Annotated in this window: 25 protein-coding genes; 6 read left to right on the top strand and 19 right to left on the bottom strand. The window is 63.6% G+C overall.

Going from position 1 to position 22,593, the window contains the following annotated elements:
* Nucleotides 1-243 precede the first annotated feature (243 nt).
* Nucleotides 244-1,104 carry a CPBP family intramembrane glutamic endopeptidase gene (locus C444_RS12450; protein ID WP_004593232.1) on the bottom strand — a complete coding sequence of 287 codons (861 nt, stop codon included), beginning with the start codon at nt 1,102-1,104 and terminating at the stop codon, nt 244-246.
* Nucleotides 1,105-1,165: 61 nt separating this feature from the next.
* On the bottom strand, nt 1,166-1,714 hold the full coding sequence (locus C444_RS12455) for a DUF1684 domain-containing protein (protein ID WP_004593234.1): 549 nt from the start codon (nt 1,712-1,714) through the stop codon (nt 1,166-1,168).
* A 127-nt stretch (nt 1,715-1,841) separates the two neighbouring features.
* Between C444_RS12455 and C444_RS12460 the strand changes: the two genes are divergently transcribed.
* Nucleotides 1,842-2,501, top strand: a complete 660-nt coding sequence (locus C444_RS12460; RefSeq protein WP_004593236.1) for a DnaJ domain-containing protein — start codon at nt 1,842-1,844, stop codon at nt 2,499-2,501.
* Nucleotides 2,502-2,575: 74 nt separating this feature from the next.
* Here C444_RS12460 and C444_RS12465 read toward each other — a convergent pair whose 3' ends face one another.
* Complete coding sequence (locus C444_RS12465; RefSeq protein ID WP_004593237.1) at nt 2,576-3,430, bottom strand: UbiA family prenyltransferase; 855 nt, start codon at nt 3,428-3,430, stop codon at nt 2,576-2,578.
* 52 nt (nt 3,431-3,482) lie between these two features.
* Nucleotides 3,483-3,854 carry a hypothetical protein gene (locus C444_RS12470; protein ID WP_004593238.1) on the bottom strand — a complete coding sequence of 124 codons (372 nt, stop codon included), beginning with the start codon at nt 3,852-3,854 and terminating at the stop codon, nt 3,483-3,485.
* Between the two features lie 167 nt (nt 3,855-4,021).
* On the opposite strand from C444_RS12470, the gene C444_RS12475 reads away from it, so the two are divergent.
* Nucleotides 4,022-4,417 carry an OsmC family protein gene (locus C444_RS12475; protein WP_004593241.1) on the top strand — a complete coding sequence of 132 codons (396 nt, stop codon included), beginning with the start codon at nt 4,022-4,024 and terminating at the stop codon, nt 4,415-4,417.
* 56 nt (nt 4,418-4,473) lie between these two features.
* Here C444_RS12475 and C444_RS12480 read toward each other — a convergent pair whose 3' ends face one another.
* Complete coding sequence (locus C444_RS12480) at nt 4,474-5,757, bottom strand: FIST N-terminal domain-containing protein (RefSeq protein ID WP_049909477.1); 1,284 nt, start codon at nt 5,755-5,757, stop codon at nt 4,474-4,476.
* 175 nt (nt 5,758-5,932) lie between these two features.
* On the opposite strand from C444_RS12480, the gene C444_RS12485 reads away from it, so the two are divergent.
* Entirely contained in the window at nt 5,933-6,379 is a 447-nt protein-coding gene (locus C444_RS12485; RefSeq protein WP_004593244.1) for a DUF5799 family protein, read from the top strand.
* On the opposite strand, the gene C444_RS22360 is transcribed toward C444_RS12485, so the two are convergent.
* A complete protein-coding gene (locus C444_RS22360) occupies nt 6,376-6,525 on the bottom strand; it encodes a DUF7557 family protein (RefSeq protein ID WP_004593246.1) in 150 nt (49 codons plus the stop codon). The genes C444_RS12485 and C444_RS22360 overlap by 4 nt on opposite strands.
* A 119-nt stretch (nt 6,526-6,644) precedes the next feature.
* Here C444_RS22360 and C444_RS12490 point away from each other — a divergent pair, with 119 nt between their 5' ends.
* Together C444_RS12490 and C444_RS12495 are read left to right on the top strand one after the other, a co-directional pair.
* Complete coding sequence (locus tag C444_RS12490; RefSeq protein ID WP_004593248.1) at nt 6,645-7,427, top strand: class I fructose-bisphosphate aldolase; 783 nt, start codon at nt 6,645-6,647, stop codon at nt 7,425-7,427.
* Between the two features lie 3 nt (nt 7,428-7,430).
* A complete protein-coding gene (locus C444_RS12495; protein WP_004593250.1) occupies nt 7,431-8,558 on the top strand; it encodes a hypothetical protein in 1,128 nt (375 codons plus the stop codon).
* Between the two features lie 38 nt (nt 8,559-8,596).
* Here C444_RS12495 and pfkB read toward each other — a convergent pair whose 3' ends face one another.
* The 12 genes from pfkB to C444_RS12555 all read right to left on the bottom strand — a co-directional run bounded on the left by pfkB (nt 8,597) and on the right by C444_RS12555 (nt 20,767).
* Complete coding sequence (pfkB, locus tag C444_RS12500) at nt 8,597-9,505, bottom strand: 1-phosphofructokinase (protein ID WP_004593252.1); 909 nt, start codon at nt 9,503-9,505, stop codon at nt 8,597-8,599.
* The gene (glpR, locus tag C444_RS12505) at nt 9,502-10,263 is read right to left on the bottom strand and encodes an HTH-type transcriptional regulator GlpR (protein ID WP_004593253.1); all 762 of its coding nucleotides are present in this window, start codon (nt 10,261-10,263) and stop codon (nt 9,502-9,504) included. The genes pfkB and glpR overlap by 4 nt, the downstream gene beginning before the upstream one ends.
* Nucleotides 10,264-10,351: 88 nt before the next feature.
* The gene (locus tag C444_RS12510) at nt 10,352-11,335 is read right to left on the bottom strand and encodes an isocitrate/isopropylmalate dehydrogenase family protein (RefSeq protein WP_004593256.1); all 984 of its coding nucleotides are present in this window, start codon (nt 11,333-11,335) and stop codon (nt 10,352-10,354) included.
* Nucleotides 11,336-11,730: 395 nt separating this feature from the next.
* Nucleotides 11,731-12,492, bottom strand: a complete 762-nt coding sequence (locus C444_RS12515; RefSeq protein ID WP_004593258.1) for a response regulator — start codon at nt 12,490-12,492, stop codon at nt 11,731-11,733.
* 96 nt (nt 12,493-12,588) lie between these two features.
* Entirely contained in the window at nt 12,589-13,329 is a 741-nt protein-coding gene (locus C444_RS12520) for an HFX_2341 family transcriptional regulator domain-containing protein (protein ID WP_004593260.1), read from the bottom strand.
* A 149-nt stretch (nt 13,330-13,478) separates the two neighbouring features.
* Nucleotides 13,479-14,123 carry a 3-isopropylmalate dehydratase small subunit gene (gene leuD, locus C444_RS12525; RefSeq protein WP_004593262.1) on the bottom strand — a complete coding sequence of 215 codons (645 nt, stop codon included), beginning with the start codon at nt 14,121-14,123 and terminating at the stop codon, nt 13,479-13,481.
* Nucleotides 14,120-15,541: a 3-isopropylmalate dehydratase large subunit gene (leuC, locus tag C444_RS12530; RefSeq protein ID WP_004593264.1), complete on the bottom strand. Its 1,422-nt coding sequence runs from the start codon at nt 15,539-15,541 to the stop codon at nt 14,120-14,122. The genes leuD and leuC overlap by 4 nt, the downstream gene beginning before the upstream one ends.
* Entirely contained in the window at nt 15,538-15,801 is a 264-nt protein-coding gene (locus tag C444_RS12535) for a hypothetical protein (RefSeq protein ID WP_004593266.1), read from the bottom strand. The genes leuC and C444_RS12535 overlap by 4 nt, the downstream gene beginning before the upstream one ends.
* Complete coding sequence (ilvC, locus tag C444_RS12540; RefSeq protein ID WP_004593268.1) at nt 15,794-16,825, bottom strand: ketol-acid reductoisomerase; 1,032 nt, start codon at nt 16,823-16,825, stop codon at nt 15,794-15,796. The genes C444_RS12535 and ilvC overlap by 8 nt, the downstream gene beginning before the upstream one ends.
* Nucleotides 16,818-17,405 (bottom strand): acetolactate synthase small subunit, encoded by a 588-nt coding sequence (gene ilvN / locus C444_RS12545; protein WP_004593270.1) that lies wholly within the window; start codon nt 17,403-17,405, stop codon nt 16,818-16,820. The genes ilvC and ilvN overlap by 8 nt, the downstream gene beginning before the upstream one ends.
* A 14-nt stretch (nt 17,406-17,419) precedes the next feature.
* A complete protein-coding gene (gene ilvB, locus C444_RS12550) occupies nt 17,420-19,177 on the bottom strand; it encodes a biosynthetic-type acetolactate synthase large subunit (RefSeq protein ID WP_004593272.1) in 1,758 nt (585 codons plus the stop codon).
* A 345-nt stretch (nt 19,178-19,522) separates the two neighbouring features.
* Nucleotides 19,523-20,767, bottom strand: coding sequence for a LeuA family protein (locus C444_RS12555; RefSeq protein ID WP_004593274.1), 1,245 nt, complete (start codon nt 20,765-20,767; stop codon nt 19,523-19,525).
* A 127-nt stretch (nt 20,768-20,894) separates the two neighbouring features.
* Between C444_RS12555 and C444_RS12560 the strand changes: the two genes are divergently transcribed.
* Nucleotides 20,895-21,197 (top strand): DUF5779 family protein, encoded by a 303-nt coding sequence (locus tag C444_RS12560; RefSeq protein WP_004593275.1) that lies wholly within the window; start codon nt 20,895-20,897, stop codon nt 21,195-21,197.
* 66 nt (nt 21,198-21,263) lie between these two features.
* Here C444_RS12560 and C444_RS12565 read toward each other — a convergent pair whose 3' ends face one another.
* Complete coding sequence (locus C444_RS12565) at nt 21,264-22,589, bottom strand: hypothetical protein (RefSeq protein ID WP_004593276.1); 1,326 nt, start codon at nt 22,587-22,589, stop codon at nt 21,264-21,266.
* Nucleotides 22,590-22,593: the final 4 nt, after the last annotated feature.

Here is a 22,593-nt window from a genome sequence, read left to right on the forward strand (position 1 = left end):
AAACAGTAATACGACGGTTGTCATTTCAAAGTAATATAATCAATGTATTGCCTGTCATTGGGTGAAAACACGAGTGATTGATAGAGTGCTAGTTCGGAGGGAAAGCACATCTAGGGGAAGAAATCGCCTGTTAGAAGTTCCCATAGAATATAGCCATCGTTTTCCTCTGCGTGTACAGGCCGAGCAACCAGTCATATGATTTTCAAACGACAGACAGAACAGGCCTGCTGTGACAGGGGCTAGTCAGAACCCGCTGCGACTGATGACACCCGCGGCGGACGAGAGTTCACCACTGAATTTCACGGTGACGTACAGGCCAGTAAACAGCGTGGCATTGTACGCGCCGTGGATGAGTGACGGAACGACAATGTTGTCCGTGTACTCGTAGGTTGTACCGAGGATGAGCGACGGAATGAGGAGGGCGCACACCCCGACAAGTTTCCCCGTGACCGACCCACCGCTGAGGGCAGGGTAGTGAATGCCAGCGAAGATGACGCTCGCGATGGTGACGCCCGAAATCGGGCCGAAGTAGTCTCGGATGCGGCCCTGAACGACGCCGCGGAACAGTAGTTCCTCGCCAGGGCCGATGAGGAGGAACGAGGCGGGAATCAGCAGGAGGAGGACATCGGGGTTCTCCATCCCGATCTCCGCGGCCTGATTGGTTGCCGTTTCGATCCCGAACATCGAGACGAGCGTCGTGATGACAGCGGCCACCACCACGAGCCCGACCATCGCGCTGGCGTAGCCCAGCACAACGATGCCGGCTTCACGGAGACTCGGCACAGAAATGCCGATACTGAATGCACCGGTGTCTGGCGCATAAGAGAACATCTCGCGGAGCTTCGCTCTGATCACCGGCCTGAGTTTGATGTACGTGTATGCGATGGCCGGGCAGCCGATTCCCTGGACCGTTATCAGCCCCAGCACGAGCGTCTGTACTTGCGTTATCTGTACTCCTGTGCCGAGTGATAGGGAAAAAGCGATGGTGAGAAGCAGGATTGAGCCGAACCCGAGTCCTATCACACCCAGCGAGAGCGCCGAAAAAAGCGTAAACCCGTACTGGAAGGCCTGCAGAACCGGACGGTCGCGGGTCGCCGTTGCCATACACTGCCTTGGTCGTGGCGATGTGTAAACAATTCGTTTGGTATCGGTATCGCGACCGCGTTCAGTCGATCCGCTCCCCGGCTGTCACCGCGGTTTCGAGCCAGTTCGACTCCGGCGGTAACGGACAGGAGAACGTATCGCTGTAGGCACAGAACGGCGAGTACGCGAGGTTGAAATCCAGCGTAATCTCGTCGCCGGTGCTCAGGTCGCGGTCGGGTTCCAGTTCCATGTACCGGCCACCGTCGTAGCTCTGCTGGCCAGTGGTCTTGTCCCGGAACGGAACAAAGAGCGTCCGTGACTCGTCGGCGGCCTGCCGGAACGCGTGGAGTTCCCGAGACTCGCCATCGAGGTCGAACGAGAGCGTTGCGACGTGGAGATAGCGTACCGTTCGGTCGTCGCTCGTCTCCAGATCGACCGACTCCGGCGTCTCGTGGACCGTAACCGTCGCTTCGACCCGATAGTCGGGGTCCGGGTCGAAGTAGCTGAGGCCGTCGAAGTCGTCGCGCTCCTCCGGCGGAATCGGCGATTGGCGGTGCTCCGCGAAGAAGCGGTCTTTCTCGTCCCGGTTGGCCTCCAACTGCGCTGCCCAGTCTTCGGTGTCGTCGTCCATACAGAACCGGTGGTGACCACGCAGTTTCAGTCCGGCGACTCGGTGACAGACGAGCGATATCGTGACGTGAGGGAGTGGATACCTTATTATACACCTCGTCCAACTGAACAAATACACAGGGGTGTGTATGGAAGCGACGTTCTACGGTATTCTGGGGGTGGACCCAGATGCCACCGAAGAGACGATAGTCCGCGCCTACCGGGAGCAGACGAAAACGCATCACCCGGACGTGAGTGACGACCCTGCTGCGGGAGAACGGTTCAAGCGCCTCACACAGGCGAAGGACGTGCTCACGGACGAGGCCGAGCGAGAGCGATATGACCGGCTCGGCCACGACGCATACGTCAACAGGCACGTCGACAGCGGCGCGGACGGAGGCACAGCCACGGGCGGTGTCAGTGACATCGCACAGCAGTACGTCGACCAGCGGGCCGATACGGAGAAGACGGGTGAGGCAACGGCGAAATCGACACAGCAGCCCACCCAGACCCGTGGAGGAAGCACAGGCTACGGGACTGCCGCGGAGTACTACAGGCCCGGCCAGCGAGTCCGGCCAACGCAGTCGTCGGGAGTCGAGACGCTGCTCGATTCACTCCGCCGTGTCGGCCCGTGGCTGTTCGTCCATCTGGCACTGCTGGTCTGTACAAGCATTGCCGCCGTACTGCTCGCAGTCGGTGGCCTCTCGGGGAACCTCTCGCCCGTCGTCGCCGGTGTCATGGCAGTCTCGATGCTGACGATCTCGCTGGTCGTCTCGGCGACCCACGTCCTCACACATATTTCGGGCTGACCGACGAGAAGCAGCTCGCATGATGGCAGTTTCGAGCGGCCAGCGGACGAGCAACCGGCAGCACAGCCACAGCCTCACGCTAGCGGGCGGAACCAGACAGCGGTAACGAGGACGGCCAACAGGAGATACGATCCACGAATCAGCAGCATCGTCGCAGTCTCGGGGTCACCTCGCTGGGCGATAGCCGCGACTGCACCGAAGACGACCGCAGCCGCTGCAGCACTCGGCGGGACCCCAGGTAATGCCACGGACAGCCCGACGATTCCGAGAAGACCCGCGCCGAACAGGCCCAGCGCGAGCCGCCGAGCGCGTTGGTGGCCCAGGACGACGGCAACGGTCCGTTTCTGTATCGACCGGTCATAGTCGTAGTCCTGTTCGTCGTCGATGATCTTGATGCCGGTCAGCAACAGCAGGAACACGGCCGCGAGACCGACAGCACGCGGTGTCAGCGTCGTCACCTGGGCGTAGTAACCCCCCAGCAGCGATAGCGCGATACCTGTCGGGTAGCCCATCGTCGCACCAATGGGGTTCATATCCAGTTGTGGCGCGTGGGTGTAGCCGATAACCCAGGTCGGCAGCGTCAGCAGCGCCGCACCGGGACCGACCAGCAGCCAGATAGCTCCCGTACAGAGCGCGAAGCCGACCCCGGCACCGATCAGTGCCATGCGACAGCCCGAAGCAGTGAGGGGATGATCGTCGTCCTCGCCGCGGATGTGGAAATCGACGTAGCCGTCCTTGACGTGGGCCGTGTAGACAGCGAAGAACATCGCGCCCGCGTGGAGCGCTGCCACCGGTGGCCAGAACCCGCCGGAGAGCAACCCCCCGAACAGCGAGGTCGCAAGCGGTGGCAGCATGAACACCGGATGCACCTGCGAGGCGAGGGCACTCACGGTCGCAAACGGACCGGTTTCGTGTCGGGCGACTGCCATACGAACCCAAGGCACGGCTGTGGGAAAAATCCTCAGCCGCGTTGTTTCGGTACTACCGCCAGTTCGACCGGTCCAGCACGAACCCTGAGATGTGCGAGGACAGTTCTCTGGCAGCCTGTTCTGTATCCGCGTGGAGTTCGCCGGATACCGGGCCGGCCTCGCCGCCGAGGCCCTCCGTCTCCGAGATCGGGTCCGTCGTCGTCGGATATGGTCGGCGGGACCGGACACGGTCCCGGAGCGCTTGAACAGTGGCGTCCGAGAGTTCGTAGGATAGATGTTGGAGGTCGTACCGGACGATGAACCCCCGTGTCGCGTCCCTGACAGCGAGGACTGGCTGTCCCCGGTCCCGACACCGCTCCCAGATCTCGCGCTGGTGGTCCCGCGTGGCATACACCGGCACGTTCGACGGTGCGAGGTGTTCCATTGCCCGTTCATACGGGCTGGAGGTGTATTACCTTTCGGCAGTGGCCGACCAGCCGGTCTACCTGCGGTATCCCGGTGCTACGCTGGTGAGTTACTGCGTTTCGCACCCCTGGGCAAAAATGCCACGCAGGAACTGTTTAGGGGGAGGGCTGTGTCCACAGGATTGCTATGGCAGATATCGAAGTCGAGAGTACATGCGAAGAAGGCTACACAGTAGAGAGCGTCATCAACGGCGAGTGGGAGCTCATCGTCGATGCGCTGAGCGAGAACGGACCGTCGCCGAACGAGGTGCTGGCCGCCGACTACGCCTCCTGCTACATTCCGGCGCTACGCGTCGCCGCAGACAAGTACGGCCACGAGGACATCGGCAGCGTCAACGTGGACGTCGCCGCGGAACTCGACGAGGACGACGACCTGGAGTCCATCGATTTCCACGTCGAGGTCGAGGAGTCACTCGCCGACGAGGAGCAGGATATCATCGAACTCGCCGAGGACATCTGTCACGTCCACTCGGCGCTGCAGGACGAGCTACACGCCGAAATCACTATCGAGTCCGGCGTCTGAGCGGGCAGGAACAGAGGGGTGGCGTTTATTCCTTGCTGGTAACAGGCCTGTAGTCGTCACTCCGGGAACAGCAGAATGACTGAGGACGTGTTGTGATAGCCCGTGTAATCCTCGTCGGCCGAACAGACTTCCCCGTAGGTTTCGAAGCCGGCGAAGGGCGCGTCGATAGCGCTGTGAATCGTGTCGACGGCGTCGTCAAAGTCGTCGCCGAGAATCATCGCACGGCAGGCGCAGTCATACACGAACCCGCCCGCGACGTTTCCGCCGCGGAGTTCATTGACCGCATTGTTGGCGGCGTTCCGGACCGCATACACCTGATCGGATTTATTGCTATGTGTCACCCGTACTTCCGTCCCCTCGGAGACACTGACAGCGAAATCCAACGGCCCCTCGGTGTCGGTTGTATGGCCCGGCCATCGGATGTTGTATCCCGTCGTCGAGATGAGCTTGCTCTCGATGAAGGTCTTGATTCGGGAGGCGAGTCCGTCGGCATCGGCTTCCGGTTCCGACTCGATACCGAGTTCGTAACGGCCGAGCAACATGACGAGATCTTCCGATCCCGCTTCCAGTTCGTCGACATCGATATCGTATGTCTCCATCGCGTCCTCCCGAATCGCGTCCCGCCAGGCCTCGAACGCGGGTCTGCCGTCGAGTTCGTACACGGTGCTTCCCTCTGCTCGGGTCACCGTCATCGCCTCGGAGATCGGTTCGTGGCCGTGGTTGACTGTCACCGGGAGCGGGTCCTCTGCAGCGATGAGTGCGAGGACGACAGCGTCCGTCTCGACCCGGTCGTTCCGGAAGACGTGGGTCTGCTCCAACTGGAGGTCGTCACCCGCAGATCCGCCGACGACCGGCGTCTCCTCGTCGTCCAGATACTGCTCTGTGAGCCGAGTGACCTTGTTTCCGATTCCAGCCATACCGTCGTGAAGGTTGATGATCGTCCGATGCGGATATCCCTTGACAGCTGGGTCCTCGCTCGCAGGGAGGTCGTGAACGGCTTCGAACAGACAGCGCTCGGGATCAGCGCTGAGTTCGGTCGAGAGGCTGGAGAAGAACCGCATCGAGTCCGAGGAAACGACGCCGACTGTGACAGTTCCGTTCCCCGAACCGGATTCAGTGAACTCCCCGGAGGACGAACAGCCCACGATTTCGGTATCTGATCCGACAACACTTCGAGCCCCCCACAGCACCGCCTCGTAATCGTATGTTGGGGAGCAGAAAATCTGACAAAAGTCAGGATCGCTGGCCGAGATGTCGGCCATGGCCTCCCGTATGGCGTCCATAGCTGCGGCATCTCCCGAGTCCCCCGTTGCCTGCCCTGTCCCAAACTCAGTAGTCATTGAGATGCAAGTATATCGTGGGCTAACTTAACATATTGGAACCGTTTTGAAGACAATAGCACAGAACAGTAGCCTCAATCTGAGACGCGACAGTCACCCCAGAAACGGTACGTTTTACCATAAAACACCGGAGGAGCGGGAAACGCTCATACCGCCGGCCCGCAAACAGGTGGGTATGAGTGACTCAGACTGGACCGACCGCATCGCCGGCGAGCGGATGGCGGTCGATCAACGGTTCAACGAGCAGGTCAAAGCGTCGTCGTTCTCCAGCCAGCAGTGGGGGCTGGTGATGACTGCCGTCGAGTTCGAAATCGAGAACCCGGGCGACCCCGATGCGGCGCGGATCGTCGCCGATACGTCGAAACTCTCCAGCGTGATGCCGGAGATGGAACGGGTCGCGAACCAGAGTCCGATGGGGGGGCCCGGCGGGGACAGCGGCGGCTCGGGCGGCGGGCTACTCTCGGGTGTCAAGGACGCCCTCGGCCTCGGCGGATCCGGTGGCGGGAACAAACAACAGGAAGAAGAGGCAGCACGCCTCGCGCAGGCCTACGCTGAGCAACTGCAGGAGAAGTTGGAGTCGAACGGGCGCTGGAAGTCCGTTTGCGAGCAGGCCCAGCGCTAGTATTCTTCGCCGCCGTGGAACAGTGTTAGCTCCTCGGCCTCGTAGATGTTGATGAGTTCCGTTACGACGTCGTTGTATGACTCGTCTTCGACGCGAAGGTCGTCGAGACGGTCCACCGTCTCCGCGTCCAGTTCCACGGATGGCATATGCGAACCTTTCACTGGAACACACTTAATTCCCGCCCTCAATCAAAAACGAACGCGAACAGTAGTAACAAATCAGAACCGAAAACGGTTAATGGTCGTTCTCGGTAGAAACACGACACATGCGACCACTGGGTGACTCACCGCTCGTACGGAACGACAAGACGCTGGTGCTAGCACACGACCACGGGCTGGAACACGGTCCCAAGCAGTTCAGCGGCGTCGAGGAGCGCCTCGACCCCCGTGAAGTGTTCGAGATGGCGACCCACGACGCCGTGACGGCGCTGGCTGTTGGGAAGGGCCTCGCCGAAACGTACTATCCGAGCTACGAGGACGACGTGAACCTGCTGGCGAAGCTCAACGGCGGCTCGGACCTCTGGATGGGCGACCCGTACTCGCCCCAGAACTGGTCGGTCGACTACGCCGCCGAACTCGGTGCCGACGCCATCGGCTACACCATCTACCCGGGCGTCAACCGCGAGACCGACATGTTCGAGGACTTCCGTCCGGTCCAGGAGAACGCCCGCGACCACGACCTGCCGATTGCGATGTGGTCGTACCCGCGCGGCCAGGCCATCAAGGAGCATCGGAGTCCCTCGACCATCGCCTACGCGGCCCGCATCGGGCTGGAACTCGGGGCCGACTTCACGAAGGTCAAGTACCCCCGTGACAAGGAGGCGATGGCCCACGCCGTCCGCTCGGCGGCGGACAACCGCGTCCTGCTCTCGGGCGGGTCGAAGACCTCCGACCGTGACTTCCTCGAACTCGTCGAGGACTGCATGGACGTCGGCGTCGCCGGCCTCGCCGTCGGCCGCAACGTCTGGCAGCGCGATGACCCCTACGACATCCTGGACAAGCTCGAAGGCGTCATCTTCGAGGACGCGACGACCGACGACGTTCTGTAGGCCATGGACGAGGAGACGCGCCGAGCCGTCGCTGCAGCGGACGAGGCGTTGCCCGCCAGCGACGCGCTTCCCGACGCTATCGACACCGGCCCGGTCGTGTTCGGCTTCGACGGCTACCTCGACCGCGTCCGGGAAGTCGTCGCCGACCGCATCGACCCCGAGAGCCACGAGCGTCTCGCCACGCTGGAGGGCTTTGGGGACCGCATCGAGCGCTCCGTCGCCGCCGACAGCTCCCTCTCCTTCGAGTGGCTCCAGCAGGGCAACCGGACCGGCGGTCACACTAGCCACCTCGCACGGGCCTTCGGCGGCTGGTCGTTCAACCCCGTCATGGTCGGGATGTACGGCGACCCGGTCCACGACGCCTTCGAGGCGGAGTTCGGCGACTACGACCTCCACTCGCTGGGCGAGCCCGGCGTCACCGACGCCGTCGAGTTCGACGACGGGAAGCTCATGCTCACCGAGATCGGCGACACGATGTCGCTGGACTGGGCTGAACTCGACGCGGCCTTCGGCCACGACCGACTGGCCGAGACGCTCGACGGCGCGAGCCTGTTAGGGACCGGCTACTGGTCGGAGACGCCGGACCTGCCGACCATCTTCGACGGCCTCCGCGACCTGTGGGGTGACATCGATGATCCGCCCGAGACCGTGCTCGTCGACCCCGGCGACGTGCGGAAGCTCGACGCCGACCGCCTGCGTGCCGGTCGGGAAGCCATCGCCCGGTTGGACGAAGTAACCGACGTCGTAGTCTCGTCGAATCGGGCCGAGACGGGCGTCCTCGCGGACGCCTACGCCGGCGAGGCCGAGCGGTCGTTCACCGAGGACGCCGAAGCAGTGTTTGAGGCCCTGGAGCCGACCTGGTTCGTCGGCCACGGCGTCGAGCGCTCGGTCGCCGTCTCTCCGGATGGCACCGACAGCGTCGCCGTGCCAGCCGTTTCGGACCCGGAGCTGACAACCAGTTCGGGCGATCACTTCAATGCCGGCCTAGGGCTGGCCCGCATCGTCGACCTCCCGCCCACCGCTGCCGTCGTCGTCGGCAACGCCGTCGCCGGCTACTTCGTCCGGACCGCGGACCAACCGTCGCTGACAGACGTGCGCGCGTTCGTCGACGACTACCTCGAAAAGTTCTGAGTCGCTGTCTCCGATTTCTCCGACGCTTTTTCTGCCCGCTACAGCCGCCGTACCGTCACGCCGTCCCGGACCGAGTCGATGTCGTCGAGGTCGGGAACGGCCGTCCCGGCCCGCTGGACGACCTGCGAGGAGACGGCCACGCCGGTCCGGAGCGCCGTCTCGTCGTCTGCACCGGCCTCCCAGGCGCTCAAGACGCCCGAGAGGAGCGCGTCACCGGCCCCGACGGTGTCGACCACGTCGATATCGAGCGCCTCAGCGTACAGTCGGCCCGCATCGCCGACGAGGACAGCACCGTCCGCGCCGAGGGAGGCTAGCACCCGGTCGAAGCCGCGTTCTCGGAACGTGTCCGCCGCGTCTGCACACCCTTCCACGGTGGAGACGTCGGCCCCGGTCGCGTCGCCGAGTTCGGCGCGATTCGGCTTACAGAGGGCGTACTGGGCGTCGAGCTCCCGAAGGACGTCGCCGCCGGTGTCGACGATTGTCTCCCAGTCACCGCCGGCCGCGATGCGGTCGATGGCGTCGGGGGACAGCCCCGGCGGTAGGCTCCCACCGACGAGCACGCGGTCGGGAGACTGCGCTCGCACCTGTTCGAGCAGCGCGTCGACGACCGACTCGTCAACGGTCGGCCCGGCCTGGTTCAGCTTGTACTCCTCCGCGGCCGCGATAGCGGTGGTGTTGAGCCGCGTCGTCCCGTCCACGTCCACGAAGGCCGTCTCGACGCCGTCATCCTGTAGCGTCTCTCTGATGAACGACCCGGTGAACCCGCCCAGCAGTCCGGTCGCGACGCAGGGCCGGTCCATGGCGGTGAGCAACTGCGCGGCGTTGATCCCTTTGCCACCGGCGTCGAACTGCGCGCTGTCGGCCCGCATGACGCGGTCGGGGGCCATCTGTTCGTCGAACTGGATCGTCTGATCGACTGCAGGGTTGTACGTTACGGTGACAATCATGTGCTGACCTCCTCGACGGTCACGTCGGCGTCCGCGAGTGCCGCGGCGAGCGCCCCTGACGGGCTGGCGTCAGTGACCAGCAGGTCGACCTGGTCCAGATCGGCAAAGCTGACGAAACTCCGGTCGCCGAACTTCGATTCGTCGGCGACCAGTACGACTCGGCGGGCCCGCTCGACCATGATTTCCTTGACGGCTGCCTCGTCTTCATTTGGCGTCGACAGCCCGGCGGCGCTGTCGAGAGCGTTCGTCCCCAGAAACAGCAGGTCGAAGTTCATTCGTCCGATGGCTCGTTCGGCCATCGGGCCGACGAGCGCCCGGGTCCGCGGTCGGAGACTCCCACCGGTGAGCTTCGCATCGACGTCTCGCTCGGCCACTTCAGTGGCGAGTTCCGGCATATTCGTTGCCGCGACGTAGTCCGTGTCCGGAATCGCGCGAGCGACTTCCATCGTCGTCGAGCCCGCATCGAAACAGACCACATGGCCCTCGCGGACTTCCTGTGCGGCCCGCTCACCGATAGCCTGTTTCTCCGCGTAGTGGTCAACCTCGCGCTGGCCGTACGGTCGTTCGGTCCCGGCGGAGGACGCCGGAACTGCACCGCCGTGGGACCGCTTGATGCGGCCTTGTGACTCCAAGTCTCGGAGGTCGCGGCGTATCGTCGCCTTCGAGAACTCGAGTTCCGCGGCCAGCTCCGACACTGAACAGCCGTCTCGCTCTGTCACCAACTGGACGATTGTGCGCTTTCGCTCGGCCGGGAGCATTCTCTCACCAGTGATTGTTTCGCTTCGGTTTTACCACTTTCTATCGGGATGTGCTTGTTTCTGACCAGATAGAACGGGAGAAAAACGTCTACAGTTCGTCGATAACCGCGGCGGTCACGGCCTCAGTCGATGCGTCGCCGCCCAAGTCCGGCGTTCGAGGCCCGGAGTCGAGCACGGACTCGACAGCCGTTCGAACTGCATCGCCCTGCTCATCGTAGCCGAGATGGTCGAGCAACATCGCGGCGGAGAGAATCATCGCCGAGGGGTTCGCGACGCCGTCGCCGGCGATGTCCGGGGCAGAGCCGTGTACCGGTTCGAACAGCGCGTTCTCCGTGCCGATGTTGGCCGACGGCAGCAGTCCGAGGCCGCCGACGAGGCCGGCGGCGAGGTCCGACAGCATGTCGCCGGCGAGGTTCGGACAGATGACGACGCCGTAGTCCTGTGGGTTCATGACCAAGTGCATCGCGAGCGCGTCCATCAGCGCCGTGTCGTAGGACGCGTCGCGGTCCTCGCCGACTGCCGAGGCGGTGTCGAGGAACAGCCCGTCAGTGGTCCGCATGACGTTCGCCTTGTGGGCGATTGTCACGTCGTCGTAGCCGTTCTGCTTGGCGTAGCTGAACCCGTATTCGGCGATCTTCTCGGAGGCTTCCTCGGTGATGACCCGCGTACAGGTGGTGACGCCCTCGGCGATCTCGCTCTCGATGCCCTTGTAGACCCCCTCGGTGTTCTCCCGTATGAACACGATGTCGGTGTCCGGCTGAACGGCGTCGAGTCCCGGATACGAGCGGGCCGGGCGAACGTTGGCGAAGGAGCCGACGACTTGTCGGAGCGGCAGGATGACGTCGGCTGCCGTCTCGCCGGCTGCGCCGAACAGCGTCGCGTCGGCGTCGGCCGCCAAGTCGCGCGTCTCCTCCGGGAGCGCGTCGCCGGTCTCCGCCTTCACTGCATCGCCGGCCTCGCCTTCGACGAAGTCGAAGTCGACGGCGTCGATGGCCTCCAGTACCTCGACCGCGGCGGGTGTGACCTCCTGTCCGATTCCGTCGCCGGGAATAACGGCTATCTCGTGTGTCATAGCGGGAGGCACGTAGCCGGCTGGTGAAAGTGGTTCGGTTCCGGTGTATCGGTTCTGAGTGCCGCCGTCGATACCGACCCACCACCTGTGAGTGAGCGGTAGCTCTATCGGAGCGCCAGCGCAGAAAACAGCGATTGGAGCGAAAGCAGACACGTTCAGGGGAGTGGCACGGGCGACCAGCGGACGATGTGAGCGTGTGGAGGGCCGAAGCGAATCTGGGGATGATCGCTGGCGACCCGTGCGCAACTGTTCGTAGCGAGGGTAACTATGTAGGTTCTATCTTGATACTAGAGATATAGTTGATACTGTGTATACTATTGCTACAATAGATACTACTGATACAGTATTGGGGTCTGAAACAGATGCACGGAGTGGTCTAAAATACCGTCTCCGGGTTATCGGTACAGCATCGCCTGAGCGACCTTCTCGCCGCGGTAGTAGCCGGGTGCAGTGGCAATCGTCGCTGGCTTCACCTCGCCCTCAACGGTCACCACGCGGTACTCCCTTTCCGGAACCGAGACGTCCTCGCGCATCAGCCGCTGGAACCGTTCTCTGGCGGTGTCCCGCTCGTCGGGGTGGAGGAAGTCGCTCGCCTTCTTCCCGGCAATCTCTGCGAAGGAGCCCGCATCAAGGAATGCTATGGCCGCCTCATTGGCATACAGAGCCTTCCAGTCACGGTCAAAGAGGAGAATTGGGATCGGCGCAGTGTCGACGAGGTTGTGGTACCTGTCCTCAGTGCGCTGGACCGCAGTTTCGGCCCGTGCGCTCCGGACCGCGTTCCTGATTCGGTTTGCCAACACGGTGTACTGCTCCGTTCCGGCTCCCTTCTGGAGGTAGTCAGTAACGCCGGCCGATATCGCCCGGCTCGCGATTTCCTCCGACCCCTTGCCGGTGAACAGGAGAAACGGGAGATCGGGGAAGTCGTCTCTGACCAGTTCCAGGAAGTCCAGCCCGTCCTTTCGCGGCATATCGTAGTCGCTGACGATGCAATCGATCCTGCCGTCCTGAAGCATCACCAGCGCATCGTCAACACTCGTCGCGGTCTCCACGGAAAAGGCGGCATCTTCCCGTTCAAGAAACTCTGAGACGATTTCGGCGAAGCCGGGATCGTCGTCGACGTGGAGTACCTTGATGTCCTCTATCCAGAAGTGGTTCATGCGGGGCGTTGCCCAACTGTATGCAACTACAGTGTGAAACTACGAAAACGTTAGGTTCTGTTTCATACGTGTTACGACAGTCTGAGTGACAGAACTTCAGAGCTTGTGCCGGAAGGCGTGAAGGACGTTTTCGCCAGTCTCGGTCAGTTCCACCTGTTTCGTCCGCCCGACATCATTGACCTCGATGTAGCCGTCTTCGACCAACGGGTCGACGATGTTGGCGTTCAACAGCGCAAACTTCGCCTTCTCGTTTGCCGGGTCCGCGTCGTCGATGAACGAAAGACCGGCGTCCTCGGCGAACCCGATGAGGTCCGATTTCTTTGCCGTATAACTGTCCGTGTTGGTCCGCTTGAGATAGTCAAGCACCGCGACCTGGTCCCGAGAGATCGCTTCGATGGGGTACGACGGCAGGACTTCCGCACGCTCCATCCCGCGGGTGAGTGGCTCCGCAGAGACCGACGGGACGTGCTCCTCGGGATGGACGTAGTATGCTGTCGCTGCCGTCGCCATACACGCGATAGCGCTGCCGATAGCCGCCACCTTCGGCCCGCTGGAGACGTTAACGCGTACGATGTCCTCGGGATGGTCGGCTGTCAGCGTCGTGACCTCGGCCAGCACGTCATAGAGGTCGTGTAACTCCGTTCGGCGCAGTTTGACACGAACACCGTTAGCGTCCAGTTCCTCAACGAGTGCCTGCTGGTACGGTGTCAACTGTGACGGCTCCGTCGTTGTTGTGAGGAGGTACACGTCATCAGCGTTGTGCTGGTGAATCGGCTCGGCGATCCGGTCGCGTTCGTGCCCCAGCGGCGCGATGTGTATCTCGCGGATCTCGTCCATGGGCGAACGCCGCCCCGCACAGCTATTGGCCTTACCATCTCCAAGACAGAAGATCCGTTCGCACGAACCGAGGTGGTAAAGCGACCTCGCGTCAATCGTCCGCTTCTGCGAACCGGACGCTTACGCCACGGCTACAAGAGGCCGTATAGCTAATCGTCCGCTTCGAGATCCGACCGCGTCTGATCGAGATACGGCAACTGCGAGGCCGTCTCCTCGATAGCATTCTGATTGGCCTTCATCAGCGCCGTCGTGTCCCAGTTGCCCTCGACGAGGGCCTCGCGCTGGGCGCGGTCAACGCTGACGTTGACCTCGTTATCACCGTAGGTGACGGTCTCCGCCCGCACGTCGACCTCTATCTCGCCGTCGGGGTTGTCGTCGACCCACTGTTGGAGTGCGTTGATTGTCTCGTGGTCGGCGGTGACCGTCGGAATGCCGAGCGCGAGACAGTTCCCGGCGAAGATCTCGGCGAAGGACTCACCGATGATGGCGTCGATCCCCCAGCGCATGAGCGCCTGCGGCGCGTGCTCACGGGAGGAGCCACAGCCGAAGTTGGCGTTGACGACCATCACGTTCGAGTCCTGGAACCGCTCCTCGTTGAACGGATGGTCCTTCTCGTTGTCCTCGTCGTCGAACCGGAGGTCGAAGAACGCGAACTCGCCCAGCCCGTCGAAGGTGACGACCTTCATGAACCGCGCGGGGATGATCTGGTCCGTGTCGATGTCGTTCCCGCGGATCGGGATACCAGACCCCTCCACGTAGTCGACAGACGGGATATCCTCGGTCGGGTCGGTCATTGCAGCGCCACCTCCTTCAGGTCGCGCACGTCAGAGACCTCGCCGGTGATGGCCGCGGCGGCCACCATCCGCGGGTTCATCAGGACGGTCCGGCCGTCCTTGCTGCCCTGTCGGCCGACGAAGTTCCGGTTGGAAGAGGAGGCACAGGCCTCGTCGCCCTCCAGCTGGTCCTCGTTCATGCCCAGACACATCGAACAGCCGGCGTTGCGCCACTCGAAGCCGGCCTCCTCGAAGATGTCCTTCAGGCCTTCCTCCTCGGCGGCACGCTGGACGCGCTGGCTGCCGGGGACGACGAACGCCCGCACGTCGTCGGCGACTTCGCGGCCCTTGACGATGCGGGCCGCACGGCGCAGGTCTGGCAGGCGAGCGTTGGTACAGGAACCCAGGAAGGCGACGTCGATGTCGTACCCTTCCATCGTCTCGCCGGGCTCGACGCGCATGTGCTTCTGGGCGCGGCGGGCCGTGTCGACCTTGTCGTCGGCCAGCGACTCGGGTTCCGGAATCGGGTCGTCGATGCCGATACCCTGGCCGGGCGTGGTCCCCCACGTGACGACGGGGTCCAGTTCGCCGGCGTCGATTTCGACGACGTCGTCGTATTCGGCGTCGTCGTCCGAGCGGATCGACTCCCAGTACGGTTTGAGTTCCTCGAATTTCTCGGGATTCTCCTGGAAGTAGTCCGTCTCTTCGAGCCATTCGTAGGTGGTCTCGTCGGGGTTGACGTAGCCCGCACGAGCGCCGCCCTCGATAGACATGTTACAGATGGACATCCGGCCTTCCATGTCGAGGTTCTCGATGGTCTCGCCGGCGTACTCGTAGACGTAGCCGACGCCGCCCTCGGTACCGAGCCGGCGGATGATTTCGAGGATGATGTCCTTGGCCTCGACGCCCTCGTCGAGTTCGCCGGTGACCTCGATCTTGCGGACCTTCTGCTTCTCCATCGCGATGGTCTGGGTGGCCAGCACGTCGCGTATCTGGCTGGTCCCGATACCGAACGCGAGCGCGCCGAACGCGCCGTGGGTGGAGGTGTGGCTGTCACCGCAGACGATGGTCTTGCCGGGCTGGGTGATGCCCTGCTCCGGGCCGATGACGTGGACGATCCCCTGATCGCCCGTCGTCGGGTCCGAGAACTGGATGCCGGCGTCGCGAACGTTCTCTTCGAGTTCGGCCATCATCGTCTCGGCCGCGTCGTCACTGTAGGGCCGGTCCTGGTTCGCGGTCGGCACGATGTGGTCGACTGTTGCATGGGTCAGGTCCGGGCGCGCGACCTCAAGGCCGCGCTCTTTGAGCATCCCGAACGCCTGCGGGCTGGTGACCTCGTGGATGAGGTGTAGCCCGACGAACAGCTGGTCCTGGCCGTTCGGCAGGGTCGTGACTTTGTGCTGGTCCCACACCTTGTCGTACAGCGTTCCCGAACTCATACTGTCTCGTCCCGTCCTTCAGTTCCGCGCTCGTACGCACGAGTGACACCTTCGTCGGGTGCCTCGTGGTCGATGTCTTCCATCGTCTCGTCGCTCTCTTCCCCGTCGCGTTCGCCGCCGTCGGCGGCCACGACCGGACCGCGGCGAAACACCGCGCCGAAGGTCGAACTCGTCTTCGGGTGCGTGTGCTGGATGCTCCCCATCGTTGTGCGTGAGTCGCTCTGTTCGCCGTCCGTCGAATCTGTGCGTTCGTTAGTCATCTGCTGGGGCTTCTGTCTTCTCTGCGTCGGCGTCCTCGCCCCACGCGAACAGTTCGCGCAGGCGGCCGCCGACCTCCTCGATCTGGTGGTTCTGTTCGGCGTCGCGGTACTGCTTGTAGGCCGGCCGGTTGGCCTGGTTCTCGTTGATCCACTCGCGGGCGAACTCGCCGTTCTGGACCTCTTCGAGTATCTTCTCCATCCCCTCGCGGTCGATGACGTCTTCGCCGCGGGTGAGGCCGCCGTACTCGGCGGTGTCGGAGACGGAGTTCCACATGCCCATGTGGCCGCCCTCGTACATCAGGTCGACAATGAGCTTGAGTTCGTTCAGGCACTCGAAGTAGGCCATCTCTGGCGCGTAGCCGGCGTCGACGAGCGTCTCGAAGCCGACCTTGACCATCTCGGTGACGCCGCCACAGAGGACGGCCTGCTCGCCGAAGAGGTCCGTCTCGACCTCTTCCTGGAAGGTGGTCTCGATGACGCCGGCGCGGGTACAGCCGATGCCCTTCGCGTAGGCCAGGGACTCCTCCTTGGCGTCGCCGGTCGCGTCCTGGTAGACGGCGATGAGACCCGGTGTGCCCTCACCGCGCTCGTAGGTCCGGCGGACGAGGTGGCCCGGCGACTTGGGCGCGACCATCGTCACGTCCACGTCCTCCGGCGGCTCGATCTGGCCGTAGTGGATGTTGAAACCGTGGGCGAACTGCAGCGTGTCGCCGGCGTCCAGTCCGTCCTCGATGGCTTCGTACACGTACGGCTGGACCGTGTCGGGGACCAGCAGCACGACGCGGTCCGCCTCGGCGGCGGCCACGTCGGGGGTCTCGACGCGGAGGCCGGCGTCCTCGGCGTCGGCCCGCGAAGAGGAATCCTCCCGGAGGCCGACGACCACGTCGACGCCCGATTCGTGGAGGTTCAGCGCGTGGGCGTGGCCCTGTGAGCCGTAGCCCAGCACGGCTACGGTTTCGTCATCGAGTGTCGATACGTCAGCGTCTTCGTCGTAGTAGACTGTTGTGGTGAATTCGTCAGACATCTTTCTCCAGTGTGTTCGGGCCGCGTTCCAGTGCGGCGGCCCCGGTTCGCACGATCTCCTGCACGTCGAACTGCTTGAACGCCTCGATAGCGGCGTCGACCTTCTGCTTGCTGCCCGTGATTTCGACGGTGACCGAGTCGGTCGATGCGTCGACGGCCTGGCCGTTGTACATATCGGCGACGGCGTTGATGTCGTCGGGCTTCTCGCCGCTGACTTTCACCAGCGCGAGCTCCCGACGGACGGCCTCGCCTTCGAGCTCCCTGACGGAGATGACGGGCACGAGCTTCCGCAGTTGCTTTTTCGCCTGGTCGATCCCCGGTTCCGGCTCCTCGATGAGGATCGTCATCCGGGCTGTGTCCTCGTCGACTGTCGGGCCGACGGTGAGGCTTTCGATGTTGAACTGCCGTCGGCTAAACAGCGCCGACACCTCTGAGAGGACGCCCGGTCGGTGTTTGACCAGGGCCGACAGCACCGCCTGTCGCGGTTCGTGGGTCACTTCGGCCTCGGGGTCGACGCGGATTCCCTGCGTGTTGCGTCGGCCCTTCGGGCGCATCCGTTCGTCCGGCGCGGGGCCTGGCATTCCTCCAGTCATTGTTAGATCATGTCCAGATGGTCTTCGTTGAGCGCGAACTGGCCGTTGTCACCGCCGCTGGGGACCATCGGGAAGACGTTCTCCCCGGGGTCGATGTGGGCGTCGATGACGCTCGGGCCGTCGTAGTCGCGTGCTTCCTGTATCGTCTCCTCGACGTTGTCGTAGGATTCGAGCGTGAACCCGCGAGCGCCGAAGGCCTCGGCGAGCTTGTCGAACTGCGGGATCCACGGGTACTCGGAGGCCATCCGGCGGCCCTCGTAGAAGCCGTCCTGCCACTGGCGGACCATCCCGACCGCCTCGTTGTTCAGGACGACGTAGGTGATATCCAGTTGCTCGCGAACCGCGACCGACAGTCCCTGCACGGTCATCAGGAACGAGCCGTCGCCGTCGAAGCAGACGACTTCCTGGTCCGGAGCAGCCAGTTTCGCGCCGATGGCGGCGGGCACGCCGTAGCCCATCGTTCCGAGGCCGTGGGACGACACCCACGTCCGGGGCTCGGTGTACTCCCAGAACTGGGAGGCCCACATCTGGTGCTGGCCGACGCCGGTACAGACGATAGTGTCGTCCGGCGTCATCTCCGAGAACTGCTCGACGACGTACTGCGGCTTCAGCGGCTCGTCGTCGGGCGTGTCGTAGTCCATCGGGTACTCGTCTTTCCAAGTCTGGCACTGGTCGCGCCACTCGTCGGCGTCCGGCGCGCGCGGCATGGCGTCGAACAGCTGCCGGAGCACTTCCCGGGCGTCCCCGATGAGCGGGTAGTCAGCGTAGATGTTCTTGCTGATTTCGGCCGGGTCGATGTCGACGTGGATGACCTCCGCGTCGGGGGCAAAGGAGTCGACACCGCCGGTCAGGCGGTCGTCGAAGCGCGTCCCGATGGCCAGCATGCAGTCGGTGTTGGTAATCGCCATGTTGGCGTACCCGGTCCCGTGCATCCCGGCCCATTCCAGCGAGAGTTCGTGGTCCTCGGGGAAGCTCCCGATGCCGGGCATCGTCGTGATGACCGGGATCTCGTACTCCTTTGCGAACTCCCGGAGCGCGTTCGACGCGTTCGCCTTGATGACGCCGCCGCCCGAGAGGATGACTGGGTGCTCGGCTTCGGCCAATGCTTCTGCGGCTTCCTGGACGTTTTCGTCGTCTGCTTCCTCAGGCACCTCGTAGGTCTCCGGCGTCTCCGGCCTGCCGGGTTCGACCTCGGTTTCGCCCTGTGTCACGTCCTTCGGCAGGTCGACCAGCGTCGGTCCCTGCCGGCCGGCGTCAGCGAGCGCGAACGCTTCGCTAACATCGTCGCCGACGGTGTCCGAGTCGGCAGCGAAGTAGCTCTCCTTCGTGATCGGCTGCGTGATGCCGACAGTGTCCGTCTCCTGGAAGGCGTCGTTGCCGACGAACTCCGTCGGGACCTGGCCGGTCAAGGCGATGACCGGGTCCGAGTCCATGTTTGCGTCGGCGATGCCGGTCACGAGGTTCGTCGCGCCGGGGCCGGACGTGGCGAAACAGACGCCGGGGTCGCCGGTGACGATCCCGTACGCGTCCGCCGCGTGCGAAGCCCCCTGTTCGTGGGCCATCGTGACGTGGTTGATGTCGGAGTCGTACAGCGCGTCGTAGACGGGCATGATCGCGCCGCCCTGAACGCCGAAGACGTAGTCGGTCCCGGCGTTTTCAAGCGCCCGGATGACCGACTGCGCGCCCGTCGTAACGGGCTCCTGTTCCGTTTCTGGCTCTGTCTCGTCCTCTTCCTTGGGGACGGATGCGCGTTCGCTCATCGTGTCATCCCTCCGTCTGTTCGTGTTCGGGGTCGATACCGCGGTGATGTGTGTGCTGCGTGCATGACTGATGACTCTGTGGTGGTGTGACGAATCAATTCGGCCGGGGGTGAAAAGGTAAAGAGAGGGGCTATAGTGCCCCTACAATACGCACGCCGAGAATAGCGGTCGCGGTGCTGGCGGGTGGTCGAACCTGACGTCCAGCAGCCGCGGTCATCACACCCGAATGCAGTTCGTCCCGAATAATAAACGTTCTGTGATAGTTGTTGGCGGGCAGCAGCTCGACACCGGGTACTCACCGGTGGCTGCTCACTCGTAGTGACGGCCGGAGGCGAGGTCATCGGCCTACGCCCGGACCTCCTCGCTCTCCTCGGTCACGCCGATCTCCTCGGCGAACCGTTCAAGCACCGACATGGTGACCTGCTCCTCCGCGCCGTACTCCTTGACGCGGCGGGTCACTTCGCGGACCTCCGCCTCGCTCGGGTCGTATCCGGCATCGACGAGTCGCTCCCGAACCGAGTGGGCCCCGGTGTGCTTGCCGAGCACGAGTTCGCGCGTGGCGCCGACCATCTCGGGGGTCATGACACCCGGCTCGAACGTGTCGGAGTTCTCGATGACACCGGCGGCGTGGATGCCGCTCTCGTGGGAGAAGGCGTTGCGCCCGACGACGGGCTTGTTCGCCGGCACCCCGATGTCGGACTTCTCCTCGACGATCCGCGATAGCTCCGTGATGCGGGTGGTGTCGATTCCGGTGTCGACGTCGTAAAGCGACTCCAGCGCCATCACGACCTCTTCGTAGGCCGCGTTGCCGGCGCGTTCGCCGATGCCGTTGACCGACACCTGCGCCTGGCTGGCTCCGGCCTCGAAGCCGGAGATGGCGTTGGCCGACGCCAGGCCGAAGTCGTCGTGCGTGTGCACGTCGATGTAGGCATCGGTGCAGTCGTCGACGATCTCGATGAGGTCGTAGAACCGCCGCGGCGTGGCGACCCCACACGTGTCCGGAATGTTGATCCAGTCCGCCCCCGCCGCGGACGTGGCCTCGATGACTTCGACGAGGAAGTCCTCGTCGGTCCTCGTGGCGTCCATCGGCGAGAACATGCATTCGACGCCCGCATCTTTGATCATCTCGACACAGTCGACAGCGGTGTCGAGCGCCTCCTGACGGGTCGCGTGCATGGAATCCTGCAACTGTACGTCCGACGTCGAGACGAAGGTGTGGACCATGTCCACACCGGAATCCAGAGCCGCCTCGATGTCTTTCTCGACCACACGCGCCAGTCCGCAGGTCGTCACTCGCGTGGACTCGGCGATGTCGCGCACTGCCTCGAACTCCGCGTCGGAGTTGACGGGGAACCCGGCCTCGATGACGTGGGTACCCATCTCGTCGAGCAGCGCGGCTATCTCGCGTTTGTCCTCGTAGTTGAACGACGTACGTGGTGACTGCTCACCATCGCGCAGCGTGGTGTCGAAAATCCGTGCGTCTGTAATCTCAGACGTGGAATCCAGTGTGCCCTGGAAGAACTCGATCCGCCGGAGATTCCGACGTGCCCTCGTTGTTGGACATAAGCACCCGTAACTGGATGCTTCCACTATTTATACCTGTCCATAAGGCGGTGGCACGTACACATGGCACACGGGAACAACCACAGCCAGTGCGACTGCCGCGCGTCAGACGGCTTGGGGAGGATTTTTGCTTTATCCGCGCATGTGTGTGGCTATGAGTGATTTCGAGGGCCTGGACCTGCAGGCCGTGGAGGACCAGATGGACGAGGACCGTGACGGGGCCGGCAGCAACCGTGTCGTGCTGGGCGTCCTCGACGGGTCGGAGTCGCCCGAACAGTGGCTCAACACAATCGAAAGCGGGTCGGTACTGGTTCTCAACGTCGAAGGGGACCTGAACGAACTCGCCGCCGGGTTCGCCCGGCCGGTCCGGGAGGCCGGCGGCGAACTGATGCACTTCCGCGGGTTCCTGATTGTGACGCCGCCTGGGGTCAGCATCGACTCTGAACGGCTAGAGTGAAACAGCGGCCGCCCACCCGGTGGCGAACCACACTGCGAAGACTGTAACGTGTGCCAGCTATGGGAGTCAGTCCTCGCCGACGACTGTCCGGTACACGGCGGGATACTGTTTGAGTTTTGCCCGGCCAAGGAGGGCATAGAGGTACGTATCGAGTCGCTCGCGCCACATCGGCTGTTCGTAGCTGTCTGCAAATCCAACGACAGCGACCTGCAGGTCCTCGATGGCCCGGGCCGCCTGCCGGGTAAGTAAGGGTGGCGGGTCCGAGCCGATGACCTGCTCGTGGACCCGGCGGGCGCGGCGCTTCTCGGCGAGAGCGTGCCCCGAATCGAATCCCCCGTCGCCCTGCTCCACGACGAGGTGGTCCACCGCGAACTCGTGGGCCCGAATCCGGGCGACGCCTTTCGAAAGCCCCACAGCAGTGCTCACGAGCAGTCCCTCTTCAACATCGATGGTCCACGGCGTCGGGACGCCGGAGGGAAAACACCACCTAGCGAGATCGATGTGTGCAACCTCGTACGGGCCGACCGACTCCGGGTCGTTGACCCCGTATCGGGACTGAATTTCCTCGGCTGTCGGCGCGCCCTCAAGCCGGGTCCGGAACTGGTTTGCCGCTGTTTGCAGCTGCTCTGTATGGGAAGTGGCGGACTCACTACGCGCCTCGGCCAAGAGGTCCCGGAACCGCTCGGCGGCCCGAACGTGGACCTGCGCTACCAGGACGTCGGCCACGAGGTCGCCGTAGTCGTGAGACGTGGAGGTCCCGCCGTTGTTGTTTTCGATACCCTCGGCCGCGGACTGCATACCGTCCCAGGTCGCCAGGTGCTTGCCTATCATAGCCTCCTGTTCGATACGCAGATACCACGCCAAATCGGTTCCCGGGTCGTCGACGAGGTAGGGCGTGATGTTGCTCGCCACCTTTCGGCTCCGGTCTCGGAGGGCAATCGCCTGGGTCGCAAGCGCCTGGAGGTCCGCGTTCCCGAGTTCGGCACGGGCCTCGCCGAGGTCCGCCGCTGCGAACTGGAGTCCATACGTTGCGTCTGAGAGTGCTTCGTTCGTGTCGCCGTCCCGGAGTGCCTGGCGCGCGTCCTCCAGCCACCCCCCAGCACCGGTGAACGGCCGGTTCGTGTCGAGTTGCGACCAGAGCTGTTTGCCTTCCTCGACGGTTTCTGCGAGCAGGTCGATGACCGCCTGTGCGTGAGACTCAGTCACCGTCGGCTGCCAATGCGCGGACACCTCCGGCGGCGTCGGGTAGTGTTTCGTCGCTTCGTCGGTCAGGACATCCGGCAGTACTGCCGGCTTCGTGAGGCCGACGGCGACTGTACCCGCCGCAGCACAGAGGCTCCCGAGACCGCCGAGTAGTCGCCGTCGGCTAAGTGCTGGAGGAGCGGGGACCATCTGG

The sequence above is a fragment of the Haloarcula japonica DSM 6131 genome, assembly GCF_000336635.1.
GTDB lineage: Archaea > Halobacteriota > Halobacteria > Halobacteriales > Haloarculaceae > Haloarcula > Haloarcula japonica.